Origin of the sequence: Nesterenkonia maliinae (genome assembly GCF_051262655.1) — a bacterium.
Lineage (GTDB): Bacteria > Actinomycetota > Actinomycetes > Actinomycetales > Micrococcaceae > Nesterenkonia.
The window spans coordinates 841,654-865,504 of the sequence record NZ_JBIMEY010000001.1 but is presented as its reverse complement, the minus strand read 5'-3'; the positions used below and the strand labels follow the sequence as shown (position 1 = coordinate 865,504).

At 69.2% G+C, this 23,851-nt stretch carries 19 protein-coding genes; 17 read left to right on the top strand and 2 right to left on the bottom strand.

The annotated features are described in order from the left end of the window. The first annotated feature begins 17 nt into the window (after nucleotides 1-17). Nucleotides 18-1,388: a class II 3-deoxy-7-phosphoheptulonate synthase gene (locus ACHAA4_RS03940; protein WP_435772988.1), complete on the top strand. Its 1,371-nt coding sequence runs from the start codon at nucleotides 18-20 to the stop codon at nucleotides 1,386-1,388. A gap of 22 nt (nucleotides 1,389-1,410) precedes the next feature. Here the strand turns inward: ACHAA4_RS03940 and ACHAA4_RS03935 are convergent, their stop codons facing one another. Both ACHAA4_RS03935 and ACHAA4_RS03930 read right to left on the bottom strand, forming a co-directional pair. Beyond that, nucleotides 1,411-2,850, bottom strand: a complete 1,440-nt coding sequence (locus ACHAA4_RS03935; RefSeq protein ID WP_435772860.1) for a protein kinase domain-containing protein — start codon at nucleotides 2,848-2,850, stop codon at nucleotides 1,411-1,413. A 136-nt stretch (nucleotides 2,851-2,986) separates the two neighbouring features. Next, entirely contained in the window at nucleotides 2,987-4,075 is a 1,089-nt protein-coding gene (locus tag ACHAA4_RS03930; protein ID WP_435772859.1) for a polyprenyl synthetase family protein, read from the bottom strand. Between the two features lie 18 nt (nucleotides 4,076-4,093). Between ACHAA4_RS03930 and dinB the strand changes: the two genes are divergently transcribed. The 16 genes from dinB to ACHAA4_RS03850 all read left to right on the top strand — a co-directional run bounded on the left by dinB (nucleotide 4,094) and on the right by ACHAA4_RS03850 (nucleotide 23,846). Continuing rightward, a complete protein-coding gene (gene dinB / locus ACHAA4_RS03925) occupies nucleotides 4,094-5,287 on the top strand; it encodes a DNA polymerase IV (RefSeq protein WP_435772858.1) in 1,194 nt (397 codons plus the stop codon). Nucleotides 5,288-5,429: 142 nt separating this feature from the next. Next, nucleotides 5,430-5,837 (top strand): SCO2097 family morphological protein, encoded by a 408-nt coding sequence (locus ACHAA4_RS03920; RefSeq protein WP_435772857.1) that lies wholly within the window; start codon nucleotides 5,430-5,432, stop codon nucleotides 5,835-5,837. 499 nt (nucleotides 5,838-6,336) lie between these two features. After that, the gene (mraZ, locus tag ACHAA4_RS03915) at nucleotides 6,337-6,768 is read left to right on the top strand and encodes a division/cell wall cluster transcriptional repressor MraZ (protein WP_106123357.1); all 432 of its coding nucleotides are present in this window, start codon (nucleotides 6,337-6,339) and stop codon (nucleotides 6,766-6,768) included. Nucleotides 6,769-6,963: 195 nt separating this feature from the next. Beyond that, entirely contained in the window at nucleotides 6,964-7,971 is a 1,008-nt protein-coding gene (rsmH, locus tag ACHAA4_RS03910; protein ID WP_435772856.1) for a 16S rRNA (cytosine(1402)-N(4))-methyltransferase RsmH, read from the top strand. Continuing rightward, nucleotides 7,968-8,648 carry a cell division protein FtsL gene (ftsL, locus tag ACHAA4_RS03905; protein WP_435772855.1) on the top strand — a complete coding sequence of 227 codons (681 nt, stop codon included), beginning with the start codon at nucleotides 7,968-7,970 and terminating at the stop codon, nucleotides 8,646-8,648. The genes rsmH and ftsL overlap by 4 nt, the downstream gene beginning before the upstream one ends. A 27-nt stretch (nucleotides 8,649-8,675) precedes the next feature. Next, a complete protein-coding gene (locus ACHAA4_RS03900) occupies nucleotides 8,676-10,466 on the top strand; it encodes a peptidoglycan D,D-transpeptidase FtsI family protein (RefSeq protein WP_435772854.1) in 1,791 nt (596 codons plus the stop codon). After that, nucleotides 10,463-12,235 carry a Mur ligase family protein gene (locus tag ACHAA4_RS03895; RefSeq protein WP_435772853.1) on the top strand — a complete coding sequence of 591 codons (1,773 nt, stop codon included), beginning with the start codon at nucleotides 10,463-10,465 and terminating at the stop codon, nucleotides 12,233-12,235. The genes ACHAA4_RS03900 and ACHAA4_RS03895 overlap by 4 nt, the downstream gene beginning before the upstream one ends. Then, nucleotides 12,232-13,728: a UDP-N-acetylmuramoyl-tripeptide--D-alanyl-D-alanine ligase gene (locus ACHAA4_RS03890; RefSeq protein ID WP_435772852.1), complete on the top strand. Its 1,497-nt coding sequence runs from the start codon at nucleotides 12,232-12,234 to the stop codon at nucleotides 13,726-13,728. Before ACHAA4_RS03895 ends, ACHAA4_RS03890 begins: the two co-directional genes overlap by 4 nt. Then, nucleotides 13,725-14,828, top strand: a complete 1,104-nt coding sequence (mraY, locus tag ACHAA4_RS03885; protein WP_435772851.1) for a phospho-N-acetylmuramoyl-pentapeptide-transferase — start codon at nucleotides 13,725-13,727, stop codon at nucleotides 14,826-14,828. The genes ACHAA4_RS03890 and mraY overlap by 4 nt, the downstream gene beginning before the upstream one ends. Next, complete coding sequence (murD, locus tag ACHAA4_RS03880; RefSeq protein ID WP_435772850.1) at nucleotides 14,810-16,363, top strand: UDP-N-acetylmuramoyl-L-alanine--D-glutamate ligase; 1,554 nt, start codon at nucleotides 14,810-14,812, stop codon at nucleotides 16,361-16,363. Before mraY ends, murD begins: the two co-directional genes overlap by 19 nt. Nucleotides 16,364-16,405: 42 nt before the next feature. Next, entirely contained in the window at nucleotides 16,406-17,881 is a 1,476-nt protein-coding gene (gene ftsW, locus ACHAA4_RS03875) for a putative lipid II flippase FtsW (protein WP_435772849.1), read from the top strand. 55 nt (nucleotides 17,882-17,936) lie between these two features. Further along, the gene (gene murG / locus ACHAA4_RS03870) at nucleotides 17,937-19,061 is read left to right on the top strand and encodes an undecaprenyldiphospho-muramoylpentapeptide beta-N-acetylglucosaminyltransferase (RefSeq protein ID WP_435772848.1); all 1,125 of its coding nucleotides are present in this window, start codon (nucleotides 17,937-17,939) and stop codon (nucleotides 19,059-19,061) included. An 11-nt stretch (nucleotides 19,062-19,072) separates the two neighbouring features. Then, entirely contained in the window at nucleotides 19,073-20,527 is a 1,455-nt protein-coding gene (murC, locus tag ACHAA4_RS03865; RefSeq protein WP_435772847.1) for a UDP-N-acetylmuramate--L-alanine ligase, read from the top strand. After that, nucleotides 20,524-21,393 (top strand): cell division protein FtsQ/DivIB, encoded by an 870-nt coding sequence (locus ACHAA4_RS03860; protein ID WP_435772846.1) that lies wholly within the window; start codon nucleotides 20,524-20,526, stop codon nucleotides 21,391-21,393. The genes murC and ACHAA4_RS03860 overlap by 4 nt, the downstream gene beginning before the upstream one ends. A gap of 327 nt (nucleotides 21,394-21,720) precedes the next feature. Continuing rightward, entirely contained in the window at nucleotides 21,721-22,968 is a 1,248-nt protein-coding gene (gene ftsZ, locus ACHAA4_RS03855) for a cell division protein FtsZ (protein ID WP_435772845.1), read from the top strand. After that, nucleotides 22,965-23,846: a purine nucleoside phosphorylase YfiH/LACC1 family protein gene (locus ACHAA4_RS03850; RefSeq protein ID WP_435772844.1), complete on the top strand. Its 882-nt coding sequence runs from the start codon at nucleotides 22,965-22,967 to the stop codon at nucleotides 23,844-23,846. Before ftsZ ends, ACHAA4_RS03850 begins: the two co-directional genes overlap by 4 nt. Nucleotides 23,847-23,851: the final 5 nt, after the last annotated feature.

Sequence of the window (23,851 nt, the reverse complement as noted above, 5' to 3'; positions counted from 1 at the left end):
CCAGATCCGACGCCCCTTTGACTGCTCCCGGAGAGATCCTCCACGTCGGGGCAGCAGACTATCCCGGGCTCGACGAGTGGCGTTCGCTGCCGCTGAGCCAGCAGCCGGACTGGCGCGGACACGAAGACTTCGACTCCGCCTATGCGGAGCTCTCCGCGCACCCGCCGCTGGTCTTCGCCGGGGAGGTCGACAAGCTCAAGCGCCGACTGGCCAAGGTGGCCAACGGTGAGGCATTCCTGCTCCAGGGCGGCGACTGCGCCGAGACCTTCGACGGCGTCACCGCGGACCGGATCAGCGCGAAGATCAAGACCATCCTGCAGATGGCCGTCGTGCTCACCTACGGCGCCTCCCTGCCGGTGGTCAAGATGGGCCGCATGGCCGGCCAGTACGCCAAGCCGCGCTCCTCAGACGTGGAGACCCGTGACGGCGTGACCCTGCCGACCTTCCGCGGTGAGATCGTCAACGGCTTCGAGTTCACCGAGGAGTCCCGCGTCCCGGACCCCAAGCGGATGGTCGCGGCGTACCACAAGTCAGCCGCCACGCTGAACCTGATCCGCGCCTTCACCGAGGGCGGCTTCGCCGACCTGCGCGCGGTGCAGCAGTGGAACAAGGGCTTCATGGAGAACCCCGCCCATGCCCGCTACGAGCAGCTCGCCGGCGAGATCGATCGGGCCGTGCGCTTCATGGAGGCCTGCGGCGCCGACTTCGAGGGGCTCAAGCGCACGGAGTTCTATGCCGCCCACGAGGCGCTGCTGCTGGACTACGAGCGCGCGCTGACCCGCATCGACTCGCGCACCGGCAAGCCCTACGTGACTTCCGGCCACTTCGTCTGGATCGGCGAACGCACCCGCGAGCTCGACGGCGCCCACATGGACTACCTCTCCCGAGTGCAGAACCCGATCGGGGTCAAGCTGGGCCCCACCACCACTCCGGAGACCGTGCTGGAGATCATCGAGAAGCTCGACCCCGAGCGCGAGCCGGGACGCCTGACCTTCATCGTGCGGATGGGCGCCTCCAACGTCCGGGAGAAGCTCCCGCCGCTGGTGACAGCGGTGCGTGATTCCGGCGCCAAGGTCGTCTGGGTGACCGACCCGATGCACGGCAACACCATCACCGCCGACAACGGCTACAAGACCCGCCGCTTCGACGACATCCTCGACGAGGTCCGCGGCTTCTTCGAGGTCCACCGCTCCCTGGGCACCTACCCGGGCGGGCTGCACGTGGAGATGACCGGCGACGACGTCGCAGAATGCCTCGGCGGCTCTGATGTGGTCGACGAGTCGGCGTTCGATCAGCGCTACGAGTCCCTGGTGGACCCCCGGCTGAACCACAAGCAGTCCCTCGAGCTGGCGTTCCTGGTGGCGGAGTCACTCACCCAGGTGAAGTAGCCGCGAACCGCAGCGCTGGTCCTCAGCCCCCGAGGCTGGGGATCAGCGCGTCGCTCGTGCCTATCCACCCGGCCAGCAGCACCAGCAGGGCGCCGCCGATCATGATGGCGGCGATCATCAGCCACACCCGGGTGGCAGTGGGACGCTCGAGCTCCACCGTGGGGCGCTGACGCTCCCGCTTCTCCGTGCGGACCCGCTCCACCGGTCGACGGGCGCCGACCGCGGGCTGGATCCCGGTGGCGGGGTCCTGGACGCTGAGCGGGGGCGGGCGCAGCTGCAGACCGCTGGTGGGCACCTCGGTGACCAGCTGGCGATCCTCCTCGGCGAGGCTCGTGGGGTGCTCGAAGGCGGCGTCACGATGCTCCGCCTGCAGGTGGGTGGTCCGCGCATTGCCCAGCGCCGCTTCGATGTCTTCATCCCAGGGCTGAGCTTGGCGGGTGGGCTGATCCTCGGGATGCTCATCCTCGTCCAGGAAGGCCTCGCTGGAGTCCCCCGGAAGCATGGTGGTATGTCGCTGGCCCGGGGGCGCGGACTCCGGTGCGGCTTCTCGGCCGGAGGCGTCCATGGCGGGGATCGCTCGGGTCGCGGCGGTGGAGAGCGCACCGTCGAAGTCGAGCTCGGCGTCGCTGAGCAGGCCGCGGGTCTCGCGCAGCATCTTGAGCAGCTCATCGGCGTTCTTCGGCCGCAGCGCGACCTCGGGTCGGGTGGCGATGCTGACCAGGTCGTCAAGCTCGGCCGCGAGACCGCTGACCTGCGCGGAAGGCACCGGGACGGTGGAGTTCACGTGCTGGTAGGCCACTCGCACGGGGGAGTCCCCGGTGAAGGGCTGAACCCCGGTGAGCATCTCGTAGAGCAGGATGCCGATGGCGTAGATGTCGGAGCGTTCATCCGCGCTCTCACCGGAGAGCAGCTCCGGGGAGATGTAGGCGACGGTGCCCATCAGGGTGGAGGTCCCGGAGTGGTGCGTCGCGGCACGGGCCAGCCCCAGGTCCGCGAGCTTGATCCGCCCGTCGTGGGAGACCAGCACGTTCTCGGGCTTGATGTCACGGTGGACCAGGCCGGCGCGGTGGGCCGCGGCGAGGCCCTGCAGGATCGAGTCCATGTAGGTCAGCGCCAGCCGAGGCGTCATCGCCCCATGCTTGAGCAGCGTGCGCAGCGTGGCGCCGGGGACGTACTCCATCACCAGGTAGGCGGTCTCGCGCGCCTGACCCTGATCGAGAACCTGAACCACATTGGGGTGGGCGATCAGCGCGGAGTTCCGCGCCTCCTGCTCGAACCGGTCCACGACCTTGCGGTCCTCGGCCATATGCGGAAACAGCACCTTCAGGGCCACCTCGCGGCCGAGACGATGGTCCTGGGCGCGGTAGACCGTGGACATGCCGCCACGCGCGATGCGCTCATCGATCACATAGCGGTCATCGATCCTGGAACCGATCCACGGGTCAGTCTGTTCGGAGCTCACAGCCCCAGGGTATCGAACCTGCCCGGATCCGAGCGCCCGCGGCGCGAGGCCGGACCATGCCGGACCATGCCGGATCGTGCCGGGGCGTCAGGTCGGCCCCAGGCGTGGGGGAGCGGAGGGTTCCGCTCCGCGATGATCAGACGGTGCGCAGCACCAGGTGCCCGCGAAGCTGGTCGAACTCCTCGAGCACCTCCGCGGAGACTCCGAGCTCGACGAGGTCCTGGGTGCGAGCGATGCTGTCGTCGGTGAGCTCCTCGATGCTGCGCTCCACCTCTTCCACGGCGCCGGCCTCCGTGAGGATGGCTCGAGCTCGATCCACCTGCTCCTCGCTCAGCGCGGGATCGCCCAGCATCTGCGCGAGCTCCTGCGATGCGGCGGGGGAGGACCGGAAGAGTCCGTAGGCGATCAGCTCGGTGCGCTTGCCCTCGCGAAGATCATCGCCGACCGGCTTGCCGGTGGTCTCTGGGTCACCGAAGACTCCGAGCAGATCGTCGCGCAGCTGGAAGGCCTCCCCGACGGGCAGCGCCGCCGCGGCAAAGCCGTGGCACAGCTCGTCGGAGCCGCCGGCCAGCGCGGCGCCGATGACCACCGGATACTCGGTGGAGTATTTCGCCGCCTTGTAGCGCAGCACTCCACGGGCGCGGGCGACCGCCTCAGACTCGGTCCCTGCCGGGGTGCGCACCTCCTCGAGCACGTCGAGATACTGACCGGTGATGACCTCGGTGTGCATCTGGTGGAAGGTCCGCGCTGCGAGCGGGCTGCTCGCGACCCCGTCGCGCAGGGCGGTGGACTGGGCGTGGAAGAACGCCTCCGAGGCCCAGGCCAGGGAGAGGTCGCCGGAGAGGATCGCGCCGGTGGTGCCGAAGTGGCCGCGATCGCCGCTGAAGCCGGATTCGCGGTGAAGCTGTTCGAAGCGGATGTGCGCGCTGGGCAGCCCCCGGCGCGTCGCGGAGCGATCGATCACGTCGTCGTGGACCAGGGCCGCCGCCTGGAAGAGCTCCAGCGCCGCCCCCAGCTCGACGACGGCGTCGCCGCGTCCTCCCGCGGCCTCCCAGCCCAGCCGGGCCAGTGCCGGGCGCATCTTCTTGCCGCCCCGGGTCAGTGACATCAGGGCCGTCACCAGCGGGACGGCGTGCTCTGAGACTGCATTGATCTCTGCATGGCGGTCCTGGAGAAAGCCGGCGCACCGCGCATTGACCTCGCTGATGAATTCTTCGCGCTTCATGGCGGATAGCCTATCGGTATGGCACCGTCCCCACCGGCTGATTCACGCGTGCTCGCGCATGTGGATATGGACGCCTACTACGTGGAGGTCGAGCTGCTCACCCGACCCGAGCTGCGTGGGCGCAAGATCATCGTCGCCCAGGACTCAGGGCGCTCCGTGGTGCTCTCGGCGTCCTATGAGGCCCGCGCCGACGGGGTGCGCTCGGCGATGCCGCTGGCCCGCGCGCGGCAGGCGAGCCCCGACGCCGTCGTCGTCTCACCTCATATGGAGGTCTACCGCGAGCTCTCCCGGCGCATCATGGGCTACTTCGACACGATCACCGACGCGGTGGAGCAGCTGAGCGTGGACGAGGCGTTCCTGGACCTCACCGGCTCTCGACGCCGACTGGGCGGGCCCGCGGAGATCGGGCAGAAGATCCGCCGCGAGATCCGCGAAGAGTTCGGCCTGCCAGCCACGGTCGGGATCGCCGATCGGAAGTTCATCGCCAAGATCGCCTCCACCCGCGCGAAGCCCGACGGGCTGCTCCTGGTCCCGCCGCACCGTCGGCTGGAGTTCCTGCATTCCCTCCCGGTCACCGCGATGTGGGGCGTCGGAGGCAAGACCGCCGAGTCGCTGAAGGCCTTCGGGATCACCACGGTGCTTCAGCTCGCCGAGACCCCGGAGCCGGCCCTGCGCCGGCGCTTCGGGGTCACCGGCACCGCGCTGCACCGGCTGGCCTGGGGAGAGGACGCCCGGGAAGTCCAGCCCCACCGGATCGAGAAGTCCATCGGCGCGGAGGAGACCTTCGCCGTGGACGTCGACGATGAGGCGGTGATCCGCGCCGAGCTGCTGCGGCTCAGCCACCGGGTCGCAGCCCGGCTGCGCGAGTCAGGGGTCTCCGCCGAGGGGATCAGCCTGAAGCTGCGATACAGCGACTTCGAGACGCTGACCCGTTCCTCCACGCTCTCCCATCCCACCCACTCCGCGCTGGCCATCTACTCCCGGCTGCTGGCGCTGCTGGAGCGGCTGGGGGAGCGGCCGCAGCCGGTCCGGCTCATCGGAGTCCGGGCTGAACGTCTGGTTGATGAAGGCGGCTCGCTCCAGCTCAGCTTCGATCGCACCGAGACGAACTGGCTCGACGCCGAGGGTGCGCTCGACGCCATCGCGAAGAAGTTTCCGCAGGTCCAGACGGCTCCGGCGTCTCTGTTGCGGGCCCGCAAGGAGAAACCCTGACTGGAGGGTTCCTGGGTGTCAGCCCAGAGATCGCCGGTGTGAAGTCTTCGGGCTAGGTCTGGGCTGGCGAAACGGCTAGACTATATACCCAGGCGTAGATGTATCGTCCACACGCCACACGACGACCGCGAGGAGCTTCACGATGCCACTGTCGGAGCGTGAACAGCGCATGCTCAAGCAGCTGGAAGAACAGCTGCAGTCGGAGGATCCGAGCTTCGCAAGCTCCATGCAGGACTCCCCGTCGGGAACGCTCAACGTGCGCAACATCGTGCTCGGAGCACTGGTCGCGGTACTCGGCATCGTCGTGTTGCTGCTCAGCATCTATAACCAGTGGATCCCTGTCGGCGTGATCGGCTTCCTGATCATGGGCGTGGGCGTCTACTACGCCACCACCGGAGGAACCTCCGGAAACTCCCGCGGCAACGGCGGAGGCGGCGGCAATGGAGGCGGGGGAGGCGGCGGCGGACCCCGCAGCTCCACTCCGAGCCCTTCCGGCAGCTTCATGACCGGCCTTGAGCAGCGCTGGGAAGAACGACGCCGCCAGGACTGACCGGCACACCCCACAGAGCTCAAAAAGGCCCCTCTCCGGAGGGGCCTTTTTCATGCCCGCTGGGTGCCCCCTTGCACTGCGCCCTCGCTACCCACCCCGCGGCCGCTCCACTGCACTCCACCGAGGCGCTCCACTCTGCCCCACTTACGGGCCCCACCTTCCTCCCCATCGGCCCCACGACTTTGCGCCGTAGAGATTCTTTCACCCGTACATGCCCGGGAATCCGGGCTTTTTCAGACTGCGCGCAGCCGCATTCCGGACAGCGCACTGCCGGCTCGGCCAGCCTCGAGCAGGACTTCCCGGCACGGGCCCTCCACCCCGCACCGGTGGAACATCCACTTCATCACCGCAGGTCAGAGGCCCGCGTGCGCCTGCTTCCGGAGACTTTCCGCCGCGTGGAAGCAAAGTTTGGTTGCAAGTGGGGGGAAGTGGGGTAAAGTGGAGCTCGGTAGAGGGAGAAGGAATGATTCTCCTCAACAAGTGAGGTGGTGAGTGTCCTTTGTTCCTGGGCACATACACGCCTCGCATGGATGAGAAGGCTCGCCTGATCCTTCCCGCGAAGTATCGCGAGGAACTGGCCAACGGTCTGGTCCTCACGCGCGGGCAGGAACGCTGCATCTACGTGTTCAGCACAGAGGAGTTCAAGAATGTGCACCAGCAGATGCGGCAGGCTCCTCTGACCTCACGCCAGGCACGCGACTACATCCGCGTGTTCCTCTCCGGAGCCTCTGACGAGATTCCGGACAAGCAGGGCAGGATCACGGTCCCCGCCGCGCTGAGGGAGTACGCCGGACTGGATCGCGACGTCACGGTGATCGGAGCAGGAGATCGCGCCGAGATCTGGGACACAGCGGCATGGAACGAGTACCTGGAGGCGAAGGAGTCGGAGTTCTCATCCACCGATGGGGAAGCCATTCCTGGTCTCTTCTGAGCACTGAGGGCGTTCGACTCCGACACGGAGAGAACAAGGCACGACAAATGAAGACGGTTCGAACACTTCAGGGGATCCTTGGGTGAGTTCTTCCGCCGCCCGGCAGCATTCCTGACCTATCTTCCCCGATGTCAGGCAGCAGCTGGAGCGGAGGAGGAGCTGGTCCAAGGATCCTTCTTTATCAGCGGAGGCAGCATGGCGCAACGAGAGACGGCAGACCGGCATGTGCCGGTGATGCGAGATCGCTGCATCAGGCTGCTGTCCCTCGGAGTCGAGAACATCCGCGCCGCCGGTCACCGGCCCGTGGTCATCGACGCCACGTTGGGCATGGGCGGCCACGCCGAGGCCATGCTCGCCGCCGACCCCGAGGTGCTCGTGCTCGGACTTGACCGCGACCCCCAGGCTCACGCCCTCGCGGCGGAGCGCCTCACCTCCTACGGCGACCGCTTTCGCGGCATCCACACGGTCTATGACCGGGTCGACGAAGTCGCCGGCGAGGAGCTGGAACCCGATCAGCGCGTCGCCGGGGTCTTGCTGGACCTCGGAGTCTCCTCCCTGCAGCTCGACGAGGCCGCCCGCGGCTTCGCCTACTCCTACGACGCCCCACTGGACATGCGCATGGACGCCTCGGAAGATTCCCCCGACGAGTCCGTGGCCGAGCTGCTCGCCCGGATCGAGGTGGGTGAGCTGAGTCGAATCCTGCGTGAATACGGCGAAGAGCGCTTCGCCGGCCGCATCGCGAGATCCATCGTGTCCCGACGCGAGGAACGGGCCTTCACGACCACGGCAGACCTCGCCTCGGTCGTGGACCGGGCCGTCCCGGCGGCGTCGAAGCGCACCGGGGGACACCCGGCCAAGCGCACCTTCCAGGCGCTGCGCATCGCGGTCAACGAGGAGCTGGAGGTCCTGCAGCGGACCATCCCCAACGCCCTGGACGCCGTGGCGCCGGGCGGTCGGATCGTCGCGATGAGCTACCACTCGCTGGAGGACCGGATCGTGAAGCAGGCCTTCGCCGCACGCACCAAATCCTCAGCGCCCAAGGGGCTGCCGGTGGAGCTCGAAGAGCACAAGCCGACGTTCAAGTCCCTCACTCGCGGCGCGGAGCTGCCCGACGAGGCCGAGATCGCCGAGAACCCCCGCGCAGCATCAGCGAAGCTGCGTGCAGTGGAGAAGCTGACCGACTCCAGGAGAACCACAGCATGAGCGCAGAACCCAACCTCCTCGCCCCCGCCACCCGTGGGCCACTGGCGCGCAGCCTCTCCTTCCCCTCCCGCACCGACGAGGCGAGCACCCCTGAACGCTCGATGAGCCCCGTGCTCCGGGCCCTGCCCAAGCTGCGGCAGCGCCAGAAGGGCCTCATCGCCGGGATCATCGCGCTGCTCGCGCTCGCACTGACCATCGTGCTGGCGGTCAACATCCATGTCGCCAACTCGCAGTACACCCTCGTGGAGATGCAGAACGAATACCGCGAGCTGTCGCAGTCGAACCAGGCGCTGACCGAAGAGGTCCAGCACCTGGAATCGCCCCAGGCGCTCTCCAGCGCCGCCGTCGGGCTGGGCATGGTCATGCCGGCCGAGGCCGCGGCCCTGGACCTTGCCAGCGGTGAGGTCACCGGCGCCGCTGAACCCGCCGACAGCGGCGACCGTCCCTCCAGCTTCGTCGCCGCACCGGCGGCCCCCGGCGGAGACGCCGCCGCACCGCTGAACGTCACCGAGACCGTCACCGGCGCACCTTCAGGGATTCTCGGTGAGGGCGCGTTGAACACGCTCATCGAGGCACCCAGCGGGCAGAATGAGGACCAGACATCCGCAGGGACGCAAGACCAGTTCAGCCCCGCTGAACTCAACGGCGGGACCATTCCGGCGCCCTCATTCGACTGATCGACCTGTTGGGAGAACGCTGACGCAATGGCAGCCGCTCAGAAGAAACGCGCAGAACGGGTCCTCTCGTTCCGGATGCGCATCGGACTCACCATGATCCTGGTCATGCTGCTTCTGCTCGGGGGACGCCTCTTCCACGTGCAGGGCCTTGACCCCGCCGGCCACGCGCAGGCAGCCGTCTCCGAACGGCTCCGCAGCGTCCCGCTGCCGGCGCACCGCGGGGACATCCTCGACGCTGAAGGTCGCGTGCTGGCCACCTCCGTGGACCGCTACGACATCGTGGCCGACCAACAGGTGGTCGACGACTTCGTCCGCCTGGACGAGACCACCGGGCTGCGTGAAGAGGTGCCCGTGCAGACCGGCATCGCCGAGCTCAGCGAGATCGTGGACCTGGACACCGAGGAGCTCACCGACCTGATCATCGGTGACAGCCGCTACTCGGTGGTCACGCGCTCCCTGACGCCCGAGCAGAGCCAACAGGTCCTCGATCTCGAGATCCCCGGTCTCTACGCCGAACCGGTCTCCGAACGCAGCTACCCCTCAGGATCCGTGGCCGGCTCGATCATCGGCTTCATGGGCTCTGACGGCCCGCTCGAAGGCATCGAAGCGGCGCAGGACGAGGCGCTGCGCGGCAGCGACGGCGAAAGGATCTTCGAGGTCGGCGGCGACGGCGTCCGGATCCCGATCGCCACGTTCGAGGAGCTCCCCGCCGAAGACGGCCAGGACGTCCGACTCACCATCGACCAGGACCTGCAGTGGTTCGCCCAAGAGGCGATCGCGAAGAAGGCCGACCAGTACGACGCCGCCTGGGCCAACGCCACCGTCGTTGATCTCACCAACGGTGAGATCATGGCCATGGCCGACTCCGAGACTGTGGACCCGGCAGCGCCGGGGGAGACCGACGAGCTCTTTCGCCGACCGCTCGCCCTGACCCGGGACTTCGAGCCAGGCTCCACCGGCAAGGCCATCACCTTCGCCATGGCGCTGGAAGAGGGAACCCTGAACCCCACCGACGACTTCACCGTGGACAACCGCTACGAGGTGGACGGCCAGACCATCAGCGACGCCACCCGCCACCCGACCTTGGACATGACGGCGGCCGGCATCTTCGCCCGCTCCTACAACACCGGCACGGTGATGATCGGCGGAGAGATCCCCGAAGAGACCCGCTATGACTACATGCGCCGGGTCGGCCTGGGTGAGCCGCTCGCCATCGGGCTCGGCACCGAGGCCAACTCGGTGCTGCGGCCGCCCGAAGAGTGGGATGCCCGCCAGCACCTGACCACTCAGTTCGGGCAGGGCTACACCACCTCGGTGCTGCACAACCTGCAGGCCTTCCAGACCATGACCAACGGAGGGGTCGACGTCCCGCTGCGCCTGGTGGACGCCTACGTCGACGCCGACGGCACCGAACACCCGGTGGAATCCGAACCCGGCGAGCGGATCTTCTCCGAGGAGACCTCCGAGGAGATGCTCCGGATGTTCGAAGGCGTGGTGGACTACGGCACCGGCACCGAGGCCGCGATCCCCGGGTACCGCGTGGGCGGCAAGTCCGGCATCGCCGAGGCGGCCGGGGCCAGCGGAGGCTTCGACGGGCACACCCAGTCCTTCATCGGCATGGCGCCGCTGGATGACCCGCAGTACCTGGTCGCGGTGACCGTGCACCGGCCACAGGGCTACTGGCGTGACTGGGAGGTCACCGACACGTTCCGTGAGATCATGTCCTACGTGCTTAGCAGTTATGACAAGGCGCCCACCGGGGCGGAGAGCGAGGCCTACGACGGCTTCGAAGGCGAGAACCAGGATCAGCCCTGGTGAGCGCGGCAGCATCAGGACTGAGCGTCGCTGCGCAGGACAGGGTCTTTCGGCCGCACGGCGTCGTCGGCGCCAGCGTGGAGGCGCTGGTCGCGGAGCTGGCCGGCACCGGGTATGACCCGCTGGTCACCCCCGTCGGGCGGGCGGCGGCAGAGATGCTGCTCACCGGCGCCGCGATGGACCCCAAGGCCGTCGGCCCGGGGGACCTCTTCGTCGCGGTCTCGGGTTCTCGAGCCCACGGCGCCGACTTCGTGATGACCGCCCTGGAGGCCGGGGCGGCAGCGGTCCTCACCGACGCCGCCGGCGCCGAGAAGGTCCGTGAACGCGTTGGCTACCGCATCCCGGTCATCGAGGTGCGCCGCGTGCGCGAAGCGGCAGGCCCCTCGGCCGCGCTGATCTACGGCAACACCGAGACCTCCGGGCCGGCCCTGTTCGGGGTCACCGGCACCAACGGCAAGACCACCACCACCTACTTCCTGCGCTCCCTGCTGGACACGCTGCTCCGGCCGCACCAGCGCGCCACCGGGATGATCGGGACCATCGAGATCGCCTCCGGCGACGCCAGGATCCCCTCCAAGATGACGACGCCGGAGGCTGTGCAGCTGCACAGCCTGATGGCGCTCTTCCGCGAGGCCGACGTCGCAGCCGCCGCGATGGAGGTCTCCTCCCACGCCATCTCCTATGACCGCACCTCCGGGCTCTTCTACGCCGTCGCCGGCTTCACCAACCTGACCCAGGACCACCTGGACCTGCACGGCTCGATGGAGGAGTACTTCGCGGCCAAGGCCGCCCTGTTCGCCCGCCGCCGCACCCGCAGCAGCGTGGTCATCGTCGACGACCCCTGGGGCTGGCGGATGGCCGAGGTCGCGACCGGCCACGTCGTCACCCTCGCCACCGCCGAGACCCCGGACCCTGCCGCGGACTGGAGCGTCACCGACGTCGCCCCGCACCTGCTCGGCAGCGCCTTCACGCTGCGCAACCGCCACACCGGGGAGAGCATCCGCTCCCGCACCGGGCTGCCCGGTCGATTCAACGTGGCCAACGCGGCCCTGGCGGCCGTGATGGTGCTCACCGCCGATGAGTCCACCGCCCTCGGCGTCAGCCGCGAAGAGATCATCGCCGCGCTCGAGCAGGCAGACCCGTTCACGATCAGCGTCCCGGGCCGGATGCAGGTCATCGGCACCGCCCCCGCCGCGATCGTCGACTTCGCGCACAATCCCGACGCCATGATCCGCACCCTCGAGGCCGCTGCGAGCACCTCCGCGGGCAAGACCATCCTGGTCATCGGCGCCGCGGGGGAACGGGACAGCGCCAAGCGTCCACTGATGGGCGCGATCGCCGTGCGCATGGCCGATCACGTGATCATCAGCGACGACGACCCCCACGGTGAGGACCCCGCGCAGATCCGCGCGGGCCTCCTGGAGGGTGCCCGCGAAGCCCTGGCCACCGAGGACCTGGACACCACGCTGGAGGAGATCTCGCCCCGGCTGGACGCGATCTCCCGCGCCGTCGAGGTCGCAGAGCCCGAGGACACCATCATCCTGGCGGGACGCGGACACGAGGTCCATCAGGACTTCGCCGGCACCAAGCATCCGATCGACGACCGGGTCGAGCTTGCACGCGCGCTGCGACGGCGCGGATTCCCCACCGCGGACGATGCTCCACAGACCGACCCCGCTCCACAGACTGACCCCGCTCCACAGGCCGATCCGGTTCCGAAGACACCGGACAACCACAGACCTTTCACAGCAGAAGGAGGCGACAAGGCATGATCGAACTCTCAGCCGCCCAGATCGCCGAGATCACCGCAGGGACCCTCCGCGGTCTCCCTGACCCGTCCGCCGTGCGGGTCCGCCACGCCGACACCGACTCTCGCAGCATGGCCGCAGACTCCCTGTTCATCGCCAAGCCGGGGGAGACCACCGACGGTCACCACTTCATCGACGCCGCCCTGGACGCCGGGGCCTCCCTGGTCCTCGCCGAGCGCGAGACCCAGGACCCGACCGGCGCGCCGCACCCCAGCGTCATCGTTGCCGATGTCGTCACCGCGATGGGACAGCTCGCCGCCGCGATCCTGGACCGGGTGCGCGCCCACTCGGCCACCACAGTCATCGGCATCACCGGATCGGCCGGCAAGACCACCACCAAGGATCTGCTGAAGTCGATCCTCGAGCCCGAGGGCCCCACGGTCGCGCCGCAGGGCTCCTACAACGGCGAGGTCGGCGTGCCGCTGACCATCTTCACCGCGGAGCTGGACACCCGCTTCGTCGTCGTGGAGATGGGCGCCGACGCGCCCGGCAACATCCGGGACCTCGCCCAGATGGTCCGCCCCGACATCGGCGCGGTGCTGATGGTCGGCTCCGCCCACGCCGGCAAGTTCGGCGGCGCGGACAAGATCGCCGCCGTGAAGGCCGAGCTGGTCGAGGCGATCGGCGCCACCGGCGCCACCGGCGCCATCGTGCTCAACCGCGACGACGCCCAGGTCGCCGCCATGGCCCCGCTCGCCAACGCCGCGATCACCTGGTTCAGCGAAGACACCGGCCAGGCCTCTGCCCAAGCCCCCGAGGTGGAGGACGCGGCACCGCGGGACCAGGTCCGTGCGGTGGACCTGAGCCTGGATGCGGCCGGACACCCGAACTTCACGCTGCGCTTCACCGAGAGCGGGGAAGAGTTCCCCGTGGTCTCCGGACTCACCGGAGCCCACCACGTCTCCAACATCCTCGCCGCGGCCGGCTGCGCCCTGCGTGCCGGAGTGGCGCCTGTCGCCATCGCCCAGCGGCTGACCGGGCTCGGCCCGGCCAGCCGCTGGCGGATGGAGCGCACCGAACGCGCCGACGGGGTCACCCTGATCAACGACGCCTACAACGCCAATCCCGAGTCGATGCGGGAGGCGCTGCGCACACTGGCGATGCTCACCCGGCCCGGCGCCGGCCGCCCAGCACGCCGCTCGGTGGCGGTGCTCGGAGCGATGCTCGAGCTCGGCGACGTCTCGATCCCCAAGCACACCCAGCTGGGGGAGACGGTCGTGCGGCTGAACATCGACAAGACCCTCGTCGTGGGTGATCTGGCCTACCCGCTCTACCGCGGCGCCATCGCCGAGGGCAGCTGGGGATCCGAGGTGCACTGGGTCGCCACGGTCGAGGAGGCCGAGGCCTACCTCGACCAGGAGCTCGCTCCTGGGGACATCGTGCTCTTCAAGTCCTCCAACAGCGCAGGGCTTAGACTCCTGGGTGACAAGATCGCCGCAAAGGAAGGGGCCCTGTGATCGCTGTAGTCATCGGTGCCGTCTTCGGCCTGGGACTCACCCTCGTCGGGACGCCGTTGTTCATCCGCTTCCTGGTGAAGCGAGGCTACGGTCAGTTCATCCGAGACGACGGCCCCACCACCCACCATGTGAAGCGCGGCACGCCCACCATGGGCGGAGCGGTCATCATGATGGCCGTCGTCGCCGCCTATCTGCTCACCCACCTGCTGCTGTTCTTCACCGGCAACACCGGGGGTCCAACGGCCTCCGGGCTGCTCCTGCTGCTGCTGATGGTCGGGATGGGGCTCGTCGGCTTCGCCGACGACTTCGCGAAGATCAGCAAGAAGCAGTCCCTGGGACTGACCCCCTGGCGCAAGATCGCCGGGCTTCTGGGCGTCGGCGTGCTCTTCTCCGTGCTGGCGCTGAACTTCCCGGACTCCGACGGGGTGACCCCTGCCTCGACGAGCATCTCCTTCGTCCGCGAGACGGTGCTCGACCTCGCCTTCGCGGGTCCGGTCATCGGCATGATTCTCTTCGTGATCTGGGCGAACCTGATCGTGACTGCGACCACCAACGGCGTGAACCTCACCGATGGTCTCGACGGGCTCGCCACGGCGGCCACCGCCATGGTCACCGCCGCCTACACGATCATCTCGATCTGGCAGTTCAACCAGGCCTGCGGCGGTCCCAGCGCCGTGGAGAGCGTCTGCTACCAGGTCCGCGACCCGATGGACATGGCCATGATCGCCGCGATCATCACCGGCGCGCTGATCGGCTTCCTCTGGTGGAACACCTCTCCGGCGAAGATCTTCATGGGCGACACCGGCTCACTGGCCCTCGGCGGCGCGCTGGCAGGCTTTGCGATCCTGACCCACACCCAGCTGCTCTTCGTGATCCTCGGCGGCCTCTTCGTGCTGATCACGCTCTCGGTGATCATCCAGGTCGGCTACTTCAAGTTCTCCGGCGGCAAGCGGGTCTTCCTGATGGCCCCGCTGCAGCACCACTTCGAGCTCAAGGGCTGGGCCGAGGTCACCGTGGTGGTGCGATTCTGGATCATCGGCGCCCTCGCCGTGGGCATCGGTCTCGCGCTCTTCTACGGTGAATGGGTGGTCTTCCAGTGAGCACCCGGCAGCCGAACATCCGACCCGAGCTGCGCGGCTGGGACGCCCCCTGGAGCGGCCTGCGCGCCGTGGTCACCGGGCTCGGCGTCTCAGGATTCGCCGCCGCAGACACCCTGGCCGAGCTGGGCGCGCGCGTCGTCGTCGTCGACGGCTCCGATGGAACCACGAAGCGCCGCGACGCCGACACGCTGCGCCTGGTCGGGGTCAGCGAGATCCTGCTCGGCGAGGAGCACCTCGCCGCGCTGCCGCTGGTCGACGGCGAGTCCGCCGAGATCATGGTCACCTCCCCGGGCTGGCGGCCCGACTCTGCCCTGATCGCCCAGGCCCGCGCCGAAGGCATCCCGGTCCTCTCCGAGGTGGAGCTGGCCTGGCGGCTGGGTCCCCGCCCGGGCGCGAAGACGCCGAACTGGCTGGTGGTCACAGGCACCAACGGCAAGACCACCACCGTCACCCTGCTGGAGTCGATGCTGATCCACGACGGTCAGCGCGCCATCGCCTGCGGCAACATCGGGGTGCCGGTGCTCGACGCGATCCGCGACCCGCAGGGCTATGACGCCCTGGCCGTGGAGCTCTCCAGCTTCCAGCTCGAATACACCGAGCTGCTCTCCCCGCTGGCCTCGGCGGTGCTCAACCTCGCCGAGGACCATGTCGACTGGCACGGCAGCTTCGCCGAGTACCGCGCCGCGAAGGCTAAGATCTACGAGAACACCGAGCTGGCCTGCGTCTACAACGCCGACCAGCAGGTCACCGAGGACATGGTGGCCGAGGCCGACGTGCAGGAGGGCTGCCGCGCCATCGGCTTCACCACCGGCGCCCCGGGACTCTCGATGCTCGGCGTGGTCGATGACCTGCTGGTGGACCGGGTGTTCCTGGACAACCGGGCGCACCAGGCGCTGGAGCTGGCCGGGCTCGAGGACTTCGGCCCGCTGGCTCCGCAGCATCTGGTCGCCAACACGCTCGCCGCCGCCGCCCTGGCGCGCGCCGCCGGTGCCGCACCGGAGGCGATCCGCGCCGCCGTACAGGGCTACGAGGCAGGGGACCACCGCATCCAGCCGGTGGCCAAGGCCGACGACGTGCTCTGGATCAACGATTCCAAGGCCACGAACCCGCACGCCGCCGCCGCCTCGCTGCGCAGCTTCACCGATGTCATCTGGATCGCCGGGGGACTGCCCAAGGGGGTGGTCTACGACGAGCTCATCCAGGAGATCGCTCCGCGGCTGCGTCACGTCATCCTCATCGGCACCGACTCCTCCCAGCTGAGGTCCAGCCTCGAGCGACACGCGCCGGGAGTCCCGGTGATCGGGGGACTGCTGGGGGACGATGAGAGTCGCAGCGAGATGGAGGCGTCGCTGGCGGGTGAGGACGGGGCGCGCGCGATGCGGGCCGCCGTGGCCGAGGCCGCCAAGGCGCTTGCTCCACACCACACGGTGCTGATGGCCCCGGCCGCCGCCTCGATGGACCAGTTCGCCTCGTACGCAGCCCGCGGCGAGGCATTCATCGAAGCAGTCACAGAGCTGATGACCGAGAGATCGTAGAGGTGGAGCCCCGGAAGGGGAACCCACCAGGAGGAGGACTGGATGGACAAGCGGAGACCACGCGTCCCAGCCTCCCCCGAACAGCGCAGGCCCCGGCTTCACGCCGTGGAGGACCCGCAGGAGCAGGACTCCCGCGAGACTCCTGCCAAGTCGAGCTCTGCCAGGGCCCCCAGGGAGACCCCGGGGCAGAGTGCGGAGCAGAACCCACCCACGACTGATCACGCAGACGGCGCGAGCGGGCGTCGCTGGAAGGCCCAGCGCCACACTCAGCGCAAGGACCGGGTCCAGCGCTTCTGGCACTTCGTCGAAGAGGGCAATCCCTACACCACCTTCTGGCTGCTGCTGGGCTCCGCGCTGGCGCTGACCATGTTCGGACTCGTGATGGTGCTCTCCGCCACCGCCGTGGAAGCAGTGGGCACCCCAGACGGCGCCTACGGCGTGTTTCGGCGCCAGCTGATGTGGGCCGGGATCGGTCTCGCCGGGATGCTCACCGTCGCCTTCATGCCGCGCGGCTGGCTCAAGAAGCTCGCCTGGCCTGCCATGGTGATCGCCGTCATCGGCCTGGCCCTGGTGCTCACCCCGCTCGGGTACGAGGTCCAGGGCAACCGGAACTGGATCCAGATCGGACCGGTCAACGGCCAGCCCTCGGAGCTGGCCAAGCTCGCGCTGTGCCTCTGGACCGGCCTGGTGCTGGCCCGCAAGGGCAACAAGGTGCGCGAGCTGCAGCACACCATCGTGCCGGTCCTGATGCCCGGCGCCGCCCTGGTCTTCGCGTTCATCATGTGGGGCCGCGACCTCGGCACCGCCCTGATCTTCGGCTTCTTCCTGGCCGCGATGCTCTTCGTCTCCGGCACCAAGGCGCGCTACTTCATCGTCGCCGGCGCCACCGGCATCATCGGCGCCGTGGTGCTGGCCCTGATGAGCCCCAACCGCACCGTCCGGATCCAGGCGTGGCTCGGGCTCAACGACGCCTGCAGTCTCCCGCAGGACTTCTGCTACCAGTCCGAGCAGGGACTCTACGCCCTGGCCTCCGGCGGGTTCTGGGGCGTGGGGCTGGGACAGTCGCGGCAGAAGTGGAACTACATCCCCGAGGCGGAGAACGACTTCATCTTCACCATCCTGGGCGAGGAGCTCGGGCTGCTCGGCGCACTGACCGTGCTGCTGCTCTTCGCGACCCTGGCCCTGGGCATGTTCCGAGTGGCATCGCGCTCCACGGAGAAGTGGGTCAAGATCACCACCGTGGGCATCATGGCCTGGGTCATCGGCCAGACCTTCATCAACCTCGCGATGGTCACCGGGCTGCTCCCGGTCATCGGCGTCCCGCTGCCCTTCATCTCCGCCGGCGGATCGGCGCTGACCTCCAACCTGGTCGCCGTCGGCGTGGTGCTCAACTTCGCGCAGACTCAGCGGATCGAGGCGCGCAAGCCCTCCAGCGGCCGCGCCGGGAACGCCTCAGGCCGCACCAAGAAGGTCAAGACCGCCGGGATGACCTCCCGCCGGAAACCTGCAACAGTATGAGACGCGCACCCACGGCCGCACCGGCCCCCACCAGCTTCAGGAGTATGAGACACAGATGAGCACACCTTCCGTGGTCCTCGCAGGCGGGGGCACCGCCGGTCACGTCAGCCCGATGCTGGCCGTGGCCCGCGCCCTTGATCGAGCCCTTCCCGAGATCCACCAGTCCGTCATCGGCACCGCCGCCGGACTCGAGACCCGGCTGGTCCCGGAGGCCGGATACCGGCTGCACACCATCGAGAAGGTCCCCATGCCGCGGCGTCCCTCCCGGGACCTGCTGCGCTTCCCGTCCCGCTTCGGCCAGGCCGTGCGCGACGCCGCCGAGATCCTGCGCGCCGAGCAGGCCGATGTGGTCATGGGCGTCGGCGGATACGTGTGCACTCCGGTCTACGTGGCCGCACGCCGGCTGGGCATCCCCGTGGTCATCCATGAGGCCAACGCGCGCCCCGGCCTGGCGAACAAGCTGGGCCACCGCTTCGCGAAGTTCACCGGCGTCGCCTTCGAGGGCACGCCGCTGAAGGGCTCCGAGTGGGTGGGCATGCCGATGGCACGTGAGATCTCCCAGCTGGACCGTGCGCAGAAGCGCGCCGAGGCCCGCGAGGCGCTCGGACTCGACCCGGAGAAGGTCACTCTGGTCATCACCGGCGGATCCTCCGGCGCGCTCTCGCTGAACCAGGCGATCAAGGCCGCGCTGGCCGACCTGCTCGGCACCGGCGCCCAGGTGCTGCACCTGACCGGCCGGGACAAGGCGCTCACCGGCGAGCACGGCGCACTGCTGTCATACCCCGGCTACCACCAGCGGCAGTACCTCGACGGCATGGAGCTCGCCTACGCCGCCGCTGACCTGATCATCGCCCGCGCCGGGGCCGCCACGGTGAGCGAGATCGCCGCAGTCGGCCTGCCCGCGATCTTCGTGCCGCTGCCGGTGGGCAACGGTGAACAGGACCTCAACGCCCGCGAACTCGTCGCCGCCGGCGGCGCGCTGCTGGTCAAGGACGAGCACTTCAACAAGGCCTGGATCCGGCGCAACATCCTCCCGCTGCTCGAGGACCCGCAGCTGCTGGCCACCATGGAGCAGCAGTCAGCCTCTCGCGGGATCACCGACGCCGATGACCGCATGGCCCGGGCCACCCTCGCCGCCGCAGGCCACCCGATCGAGAAATCCGAGAAGAAGAAGAAGTGACCCCGCCTTCGATGAACCCCTCCACATCCGCTGACACATCCCCTGAGACCCCCGGTGACGCCCCCGCCGGCCCGGACGAGCCGTCCGTGAACGGGCTCGGTCACGTGCACTTCCTGGGACTCGCCGGAGTTGGCGTCTCCGCGGTCGCCCGCCTGATGGCCGCCGACGGCGTGCCGATCAGCGGCACCGACGCCAAGGAGCTCCCGGTCCTGGAGGAGTTCCGCCAGGCCGGCGCCGCCGTGGCCGTCGGCTACCGGGCCGAGAACCTCGCCGCCGCCGAGGCCCAGCTCGGTCACCCGATCACCGCAGTGATCGCCTCGTCCATCGCCGCCGCCGGCAACCCCGAATACGACGAGGCCCTGCGCCGCGGTCTGCCCGTGCTGCACCGCTCCCAGGGCCTGGCTGCCCTGATGCGCACCCGCCGCGCCGTCGCCGTGGCCGGGACCCACGGCAAGACCACCACCTCCTCCATGGCCACTGTGCTGCTGGAGCAGGCAGGACTCTCACCGACCTTCGCCGTGGGCGCCAACGTCGCCGGACTCGGGGTCAACGCCGCGGCAGGCACCGGAGAATGGTTCATCGCCGAGGCCGACGAATCCGACGGCTCGCTGCTGAACTACGCGCCCGAGGTCGGGGTGGTCACCAACGTCGAGGCGGACCATCTGGACCACTACGGCACCGCCGAAGCGGTGGAGCAGGTCTTCGTGGACTTCACCGCACGCATCACCGACGGCGGCGCGCTGATCATCTGCGTCGACGACGCCGGCGCCCGCGAGCTGCTCGCGAAGGTGGCCGAGCCGCTGCGCGCCCGCGGGGTGGACATCATCAGCTACGGCACCCGCGAGGACGCCGACCTGCGGCTGAGCAGCGTAACCCGCGCCGGCGGCACCGTGAGCGCCGGGTCCGAGCAGGCCGAGCTGCGGCTCACCGTGCCTGGAGTGCACAACCAGCTCAACGCGCTGGCCGCGATCGCGGTGGGCCTGCGGGCCGGGCTCTCGCTGAGCGCCGGCACCGAGGCCGTCTCCCACTTCCAGGGCACCTCGCGCCGCTTCGAGCTGCGCGGCGAGGTCTCCGGCGTGCGGGTCTACGACGACTACGCCCATCACCCCACCGAGGTCGCCGCAGTGCTCCAGGCCGCCCGGGCCTCGCTCGCGCAGGACCAGGGCCAGGTCCACGTGATCTTCCAGCCGCACCTGTTCAGCCGGACCGCCGCCTTCGCCGCTGACTTCGGCACCGCGCTGACCGCGGCCGACACCGTGGCCGTGCTCGAGATCTACCCCGCCCGGGAGGAGCCCATCGAGGGCGTCACCGCCGCGCTGCTGGGACACCCGGTGCGCAGCACGGCCGAGGCCGTGGACGCGGTGGCCTCCGCCGCCCGCCCCGGGGACCTGATCATGACCCTGGGCGCCGGTGACGTCACCGCCCTGGGCGCCGACGTCCTCACCGCGCTGACGGAGCGCCGATGAAGCTGCGGTTTCCCCGCCGCGCCACCGACCGCGCCACCGACTCGAGCACCTCAGCCGAGCAGACGGACCGCGGCGACTCGTTCGCCGAGGGCGAGGATGACCCGTTCGGAGCCTCCGACGAGTCCCTGCTGGACTTCCCCGAACCCGCCGCCGTCACCCGGCGACGACGACGCCGCCGCCGGGCCCTCGCGCTGCTGATCAGCATTGCGGTGCTGCTCGGCCTGGTGGCCACCCTGTATTTCTCCCCGCTGCTGGTGGTGCGCGCCATCGCGGTCCAGGACAACGATCTGCTCACCGATGAGCGCGCCCAGGAGCTGCTCGGACCGCTGGAGGGCACGCCGCTGGCCCAGGTCAGCCAGCGCGACGTCGAGAACCTGCTCGAGGACGAACAGGCCGTCGATGAGGTGATCGTCGCCGCCCGGCTGCCCGAGGGGCTGGAGATCCTGGTGATCGAACATCCCCCGGTGGCCGAGGTCCACGTGGGGGAGGAGATCCTCTTCTACAGCCAGGAGGGTGAACTGATCAGGACCTTCGACGAGTCTCAGCGTTCCGACGCGGAGGGCTACGCGACCCCGGTGATCTCCGCGGAGGCCGCGCTGGAGAACGAATCGGTCTTCCGCAGCATCGTCTCGGTGCTGGGTCAGCTGCCCGAGGGTGCGCGGGAGTCGCTGGACTCCGCGACCGCCGAGTCCCGGGACTCGGTGCAGCTCGAGCTTCAGGACGGCCGCACCGTGGTCTGGGGCAATGACGAGCGCGGCGAGGAGAAGGCGGCGGTGCTCGAAGCGATCCTCGGCTCCCCGACGGGCGAGTTCGACGGCGTGGAGGTGCTCGACATCTCAACTCCGAGCGCGCCGGTGACGCGCTAGGCGCGTGTGGCGCGTAGGCTTATGACCGAAAAGAACTTCAGACTGGGGATGCCCTCGGGGATCCTCTAAGGTTCAAGTAAAGCTTGAACCTTGCTGTTGGTTCGCACGCAACAGAAGAATGTCTCAGGTACGGAGGCTCCCGTCCGCTAAAGAGCCGCTGCGACGTCACAGGCTGTCGCCTATGATCGGATCGATGTCACCCCTAAGGACTTCGACCTGATCTGGCAGCCCACGACGGGTGAAGACAGTGAGAAGTCGCGCTGCGGCTTCTGCGGCGACGGGGGTCTCCGTACATTTGAGACCAGAGACGAGCAAGGGACACACAACGTGGCATCACCGAACAACTACCTGGCCGTGATCAAGGTCGTCGGCATCGGTGGCGGCGGCGTCAACGCCGTCAACCGCATGATCGACGTCGGTCTCCGTGGCGTGGAATTCATCGCCATCAACACTGACGCGCAGGCGCTGCTGATGAGCGACGCCGATGTGAAGCTCGACGTCGGCCGTGAGCTGACCCGTGGACTGGGAGCCGGTGCCAACCCTGAGGTCGGCCGCCAGGCCGCCGAGGACCACTCCGAGGAGATCGAAGAGGTCATCCGCGGCGCAGACATGGTCTTCGTCACCGCAGGCGAAGGCGGCGGCACCGGAACCGGCGGCGCCCCCGTCGTCGCGCGGATCGCCCGCTCGCTCGGCGCGCTGACCATCGGCGTGGTCACCCGCCCGTTCACCTTCGAAGGTCGCCGGCGCGCCGGCTCGGCCGAAGAAGGCATCGAGCAGCTCCGCGACGAGGTCGACACGCTCATCGTGATCCCCAACGACCGGCTGCTCTCGATCTCGGACAAGAACGTCTCGGTCCTCGACGCCTTCCGCTCCGCGGACCAGGTGCTGCTCTCCGGCGTGCAGGGCATCACCGACCTGATCACCACTCCGGGCCTGATCAACCTCGACTTCGCCGACGTGAAGTCGGTCATGCAGGGTGCCGGCTCCGCGCTGATGGGCATCGGCTCGGCCAACGGCGAGGACCGCGCGGTCAAGGCCGCCGAGCTCGCCATTGCCTCGCCGCTGCTGGAAGCCTCCATCGACGGCGCACACGGCGTCCTGCTCTCCATCCAGGGCGGCTCCGATCTCGGACTCTTCGAGATCAACGAGGCCGCCAGGCTGGTCCAGGAGGTCGCCCACCCTGAGGCCAACATCATCTTCGGCGCCGTCATCGACGACGCCCTCGGTGACGAGGCGCGGGTGACGGTCATCGCCGCCGGCTTCGACCAGGTCGACGCCACCTCCCGCCCCGCAAAGCCGCTGCAGAACCAGGCGCCGGCACGCAGCGTCGGCTCCGCAGCACCGGCCGCGCGCACCGCTCCGCCGGTGCCCGGGACCGTGCCCGGCACGATCCCCGTGGGCGGCCACGGCGCGCCGCGGCACGCCGGCTCCCAGGACACCGCTCCCCAGCAGCGCTTCGACCAGTCGCGTCGTCGCCATGAAAACGAGGAGCAGCAGGACATCCCGGACATCGTCGAGTCGGACTACACCGGGGGTCGCAACGACGACCTCGATGTACCTGACTTCCTGAAGTGACCCCGGCCCCCAGCAACAAGGGGGCCAGCACGGCCGTGTCCCCGTCACCGTTCTGGTGGCGGGGCCAGGCCGGGGACGCCGTGCAGCTGGGCTTCACCTCCGTGGAGGCCGGCAACCTGGCCCGCCATGTCGGATCTCAGTCCGAGGTGCCCCAGAACCGCCGGCTCCTCGAGGCGAGCATGGGTGTCCCAGAGGGTTCCCTGCGCTTTCTGCACCAGGTCCACTCCGCCGACGTGCTGGAGGCCGAGACCGTACCCGCTGACGAGACCGCGCCCGCTGATGAGACCGCGCCGGCTGGCGGGACCGCCGCGACCGTCGAAGCTGGGCGTCCGGCCGAGCCGCTCACCGGCGACGCCTGGGTCTGCGCTGATGGATCAGTGCCACTGGCGATCATGGTCGCCGACTGCCTCCCGGTCCTGCTCCACGGCCGGCGCGCGCAGGACGACCCCGCCCGCCATGTCCCGGTGACCGCCGCCGCCCACGCGGGACGCCCAGGTCTGCTCGCCGGCGTCCTGGAGAACACCGTCTCCGCGATGAAGACCCACGGAGCCGTCTCGATCACCGCATGGATCGGCCCCGGAGCCTGCGGCGACTGCTACGAGATCCCGACCGAGATGGTCACCGAGGTCTCCGCGGCGCGCCCCGCCATCGCCTCGACCACCAGCTGGGGCACCAGCGCGCTGAACCTGCGCGCGGAGGCCCACAGCGTCCTGGCCCGGCAGGGCGTGACCGTCGCCGAGCTCGCCGGCTGCACGATCGAGGACGACTCGCTCTTCTCCCACCGCCGAGCTCCGGGCCAGGGTCGCTTCGCCGGAGTCATCTGGATGTCGCCGGCCCCCGCCCACGCCGAACTCCCCACAGACCTCGCGGCTCGATAGGCTTT

Bases quoted from the DNA above. Each gene is read 5' to 3' on its own strand.
- ACHAA4_RS03930 (WP_435772859.1), bottom strand. From the start codon at position 4,075: ATGAAGCGCGAAGAATTCATCAGCGAGGTCAATGCGCGGTGCGCCGGC.
- dinB (WP_435772858.1), top strand. From the start codon at position 4,094: ATGGCACCGTCCCCACCGGCTGATTCACGCGTGCTCGCGCATGTGGAT.
- ACHAA4_RS03920 (WP_435772857.1), top strand. From the start codon at position 5,430: ATGCCACTGTCGGAGCGTGAACAGCGCATGCTCAAGCAGCTGGAAGAA.
- rsmH (WP_435772856.1), top strand. From the start codon at position 6,964: ATGGCGCAACGAGAGACGGCAGACCGGCATGTGCCGGTGATGCGAGAT.
- ftsL (WP_435772855.1), top strand. From the start codon at position 7,968: ATGAGCGCAGAACCCAACCTCCTCGCCCCCGCCACCCGTGGGCCACTG.
- ACHAA4_RS03900 (WP_435772854.1), top strand. From the start codon at position 8,676: ATGGCAGCCGCTCAGAAGAAACGCGCAGAACGGGTCCTCTCGTTCCGG.
- ACHAA4_RS03890 (WP_435772852.1), top strand. From the start codon at position 12,232: ATGATCGAACTCTCAGCCGCCCAGATCGCCGAGATCACCGCAGGGACC.
- murD (WP_435772850.1), top strand. From the start codon at position 14,810: ATGGGTGGTCTTCCAGTGAGCACCCGGCAGCCGAACATCCGACCCGAG.
- ftsW (WP_435772849.1), top strand. From the start codon at position 16,406: ATGGACAAGCGGAGACCACGCGTCCCAGCCTCCCCCGAACAGCGCAGG.
- murG (WP_435772848.1), top strand. From the start codon at position 17,937: ATGAGCACACCTTCCGTGGTCCTCGCAGGCGGGGGCACCGCCGGTCAC.
- murC (WP_435772847.1), top strand. From the start codon at position 19,073: ATGAACCCCTCCACATCCGCTGACACATCCCCTGAGACCCCCGGTGAC.
- ACHAA4_RS03860 (WP_435772846.1), top strand. From the start codon at position 20,524: ATGAAGCTGCGGTTTCCCCGCCGCGCCACCGACCGCGCCACCGACTCG.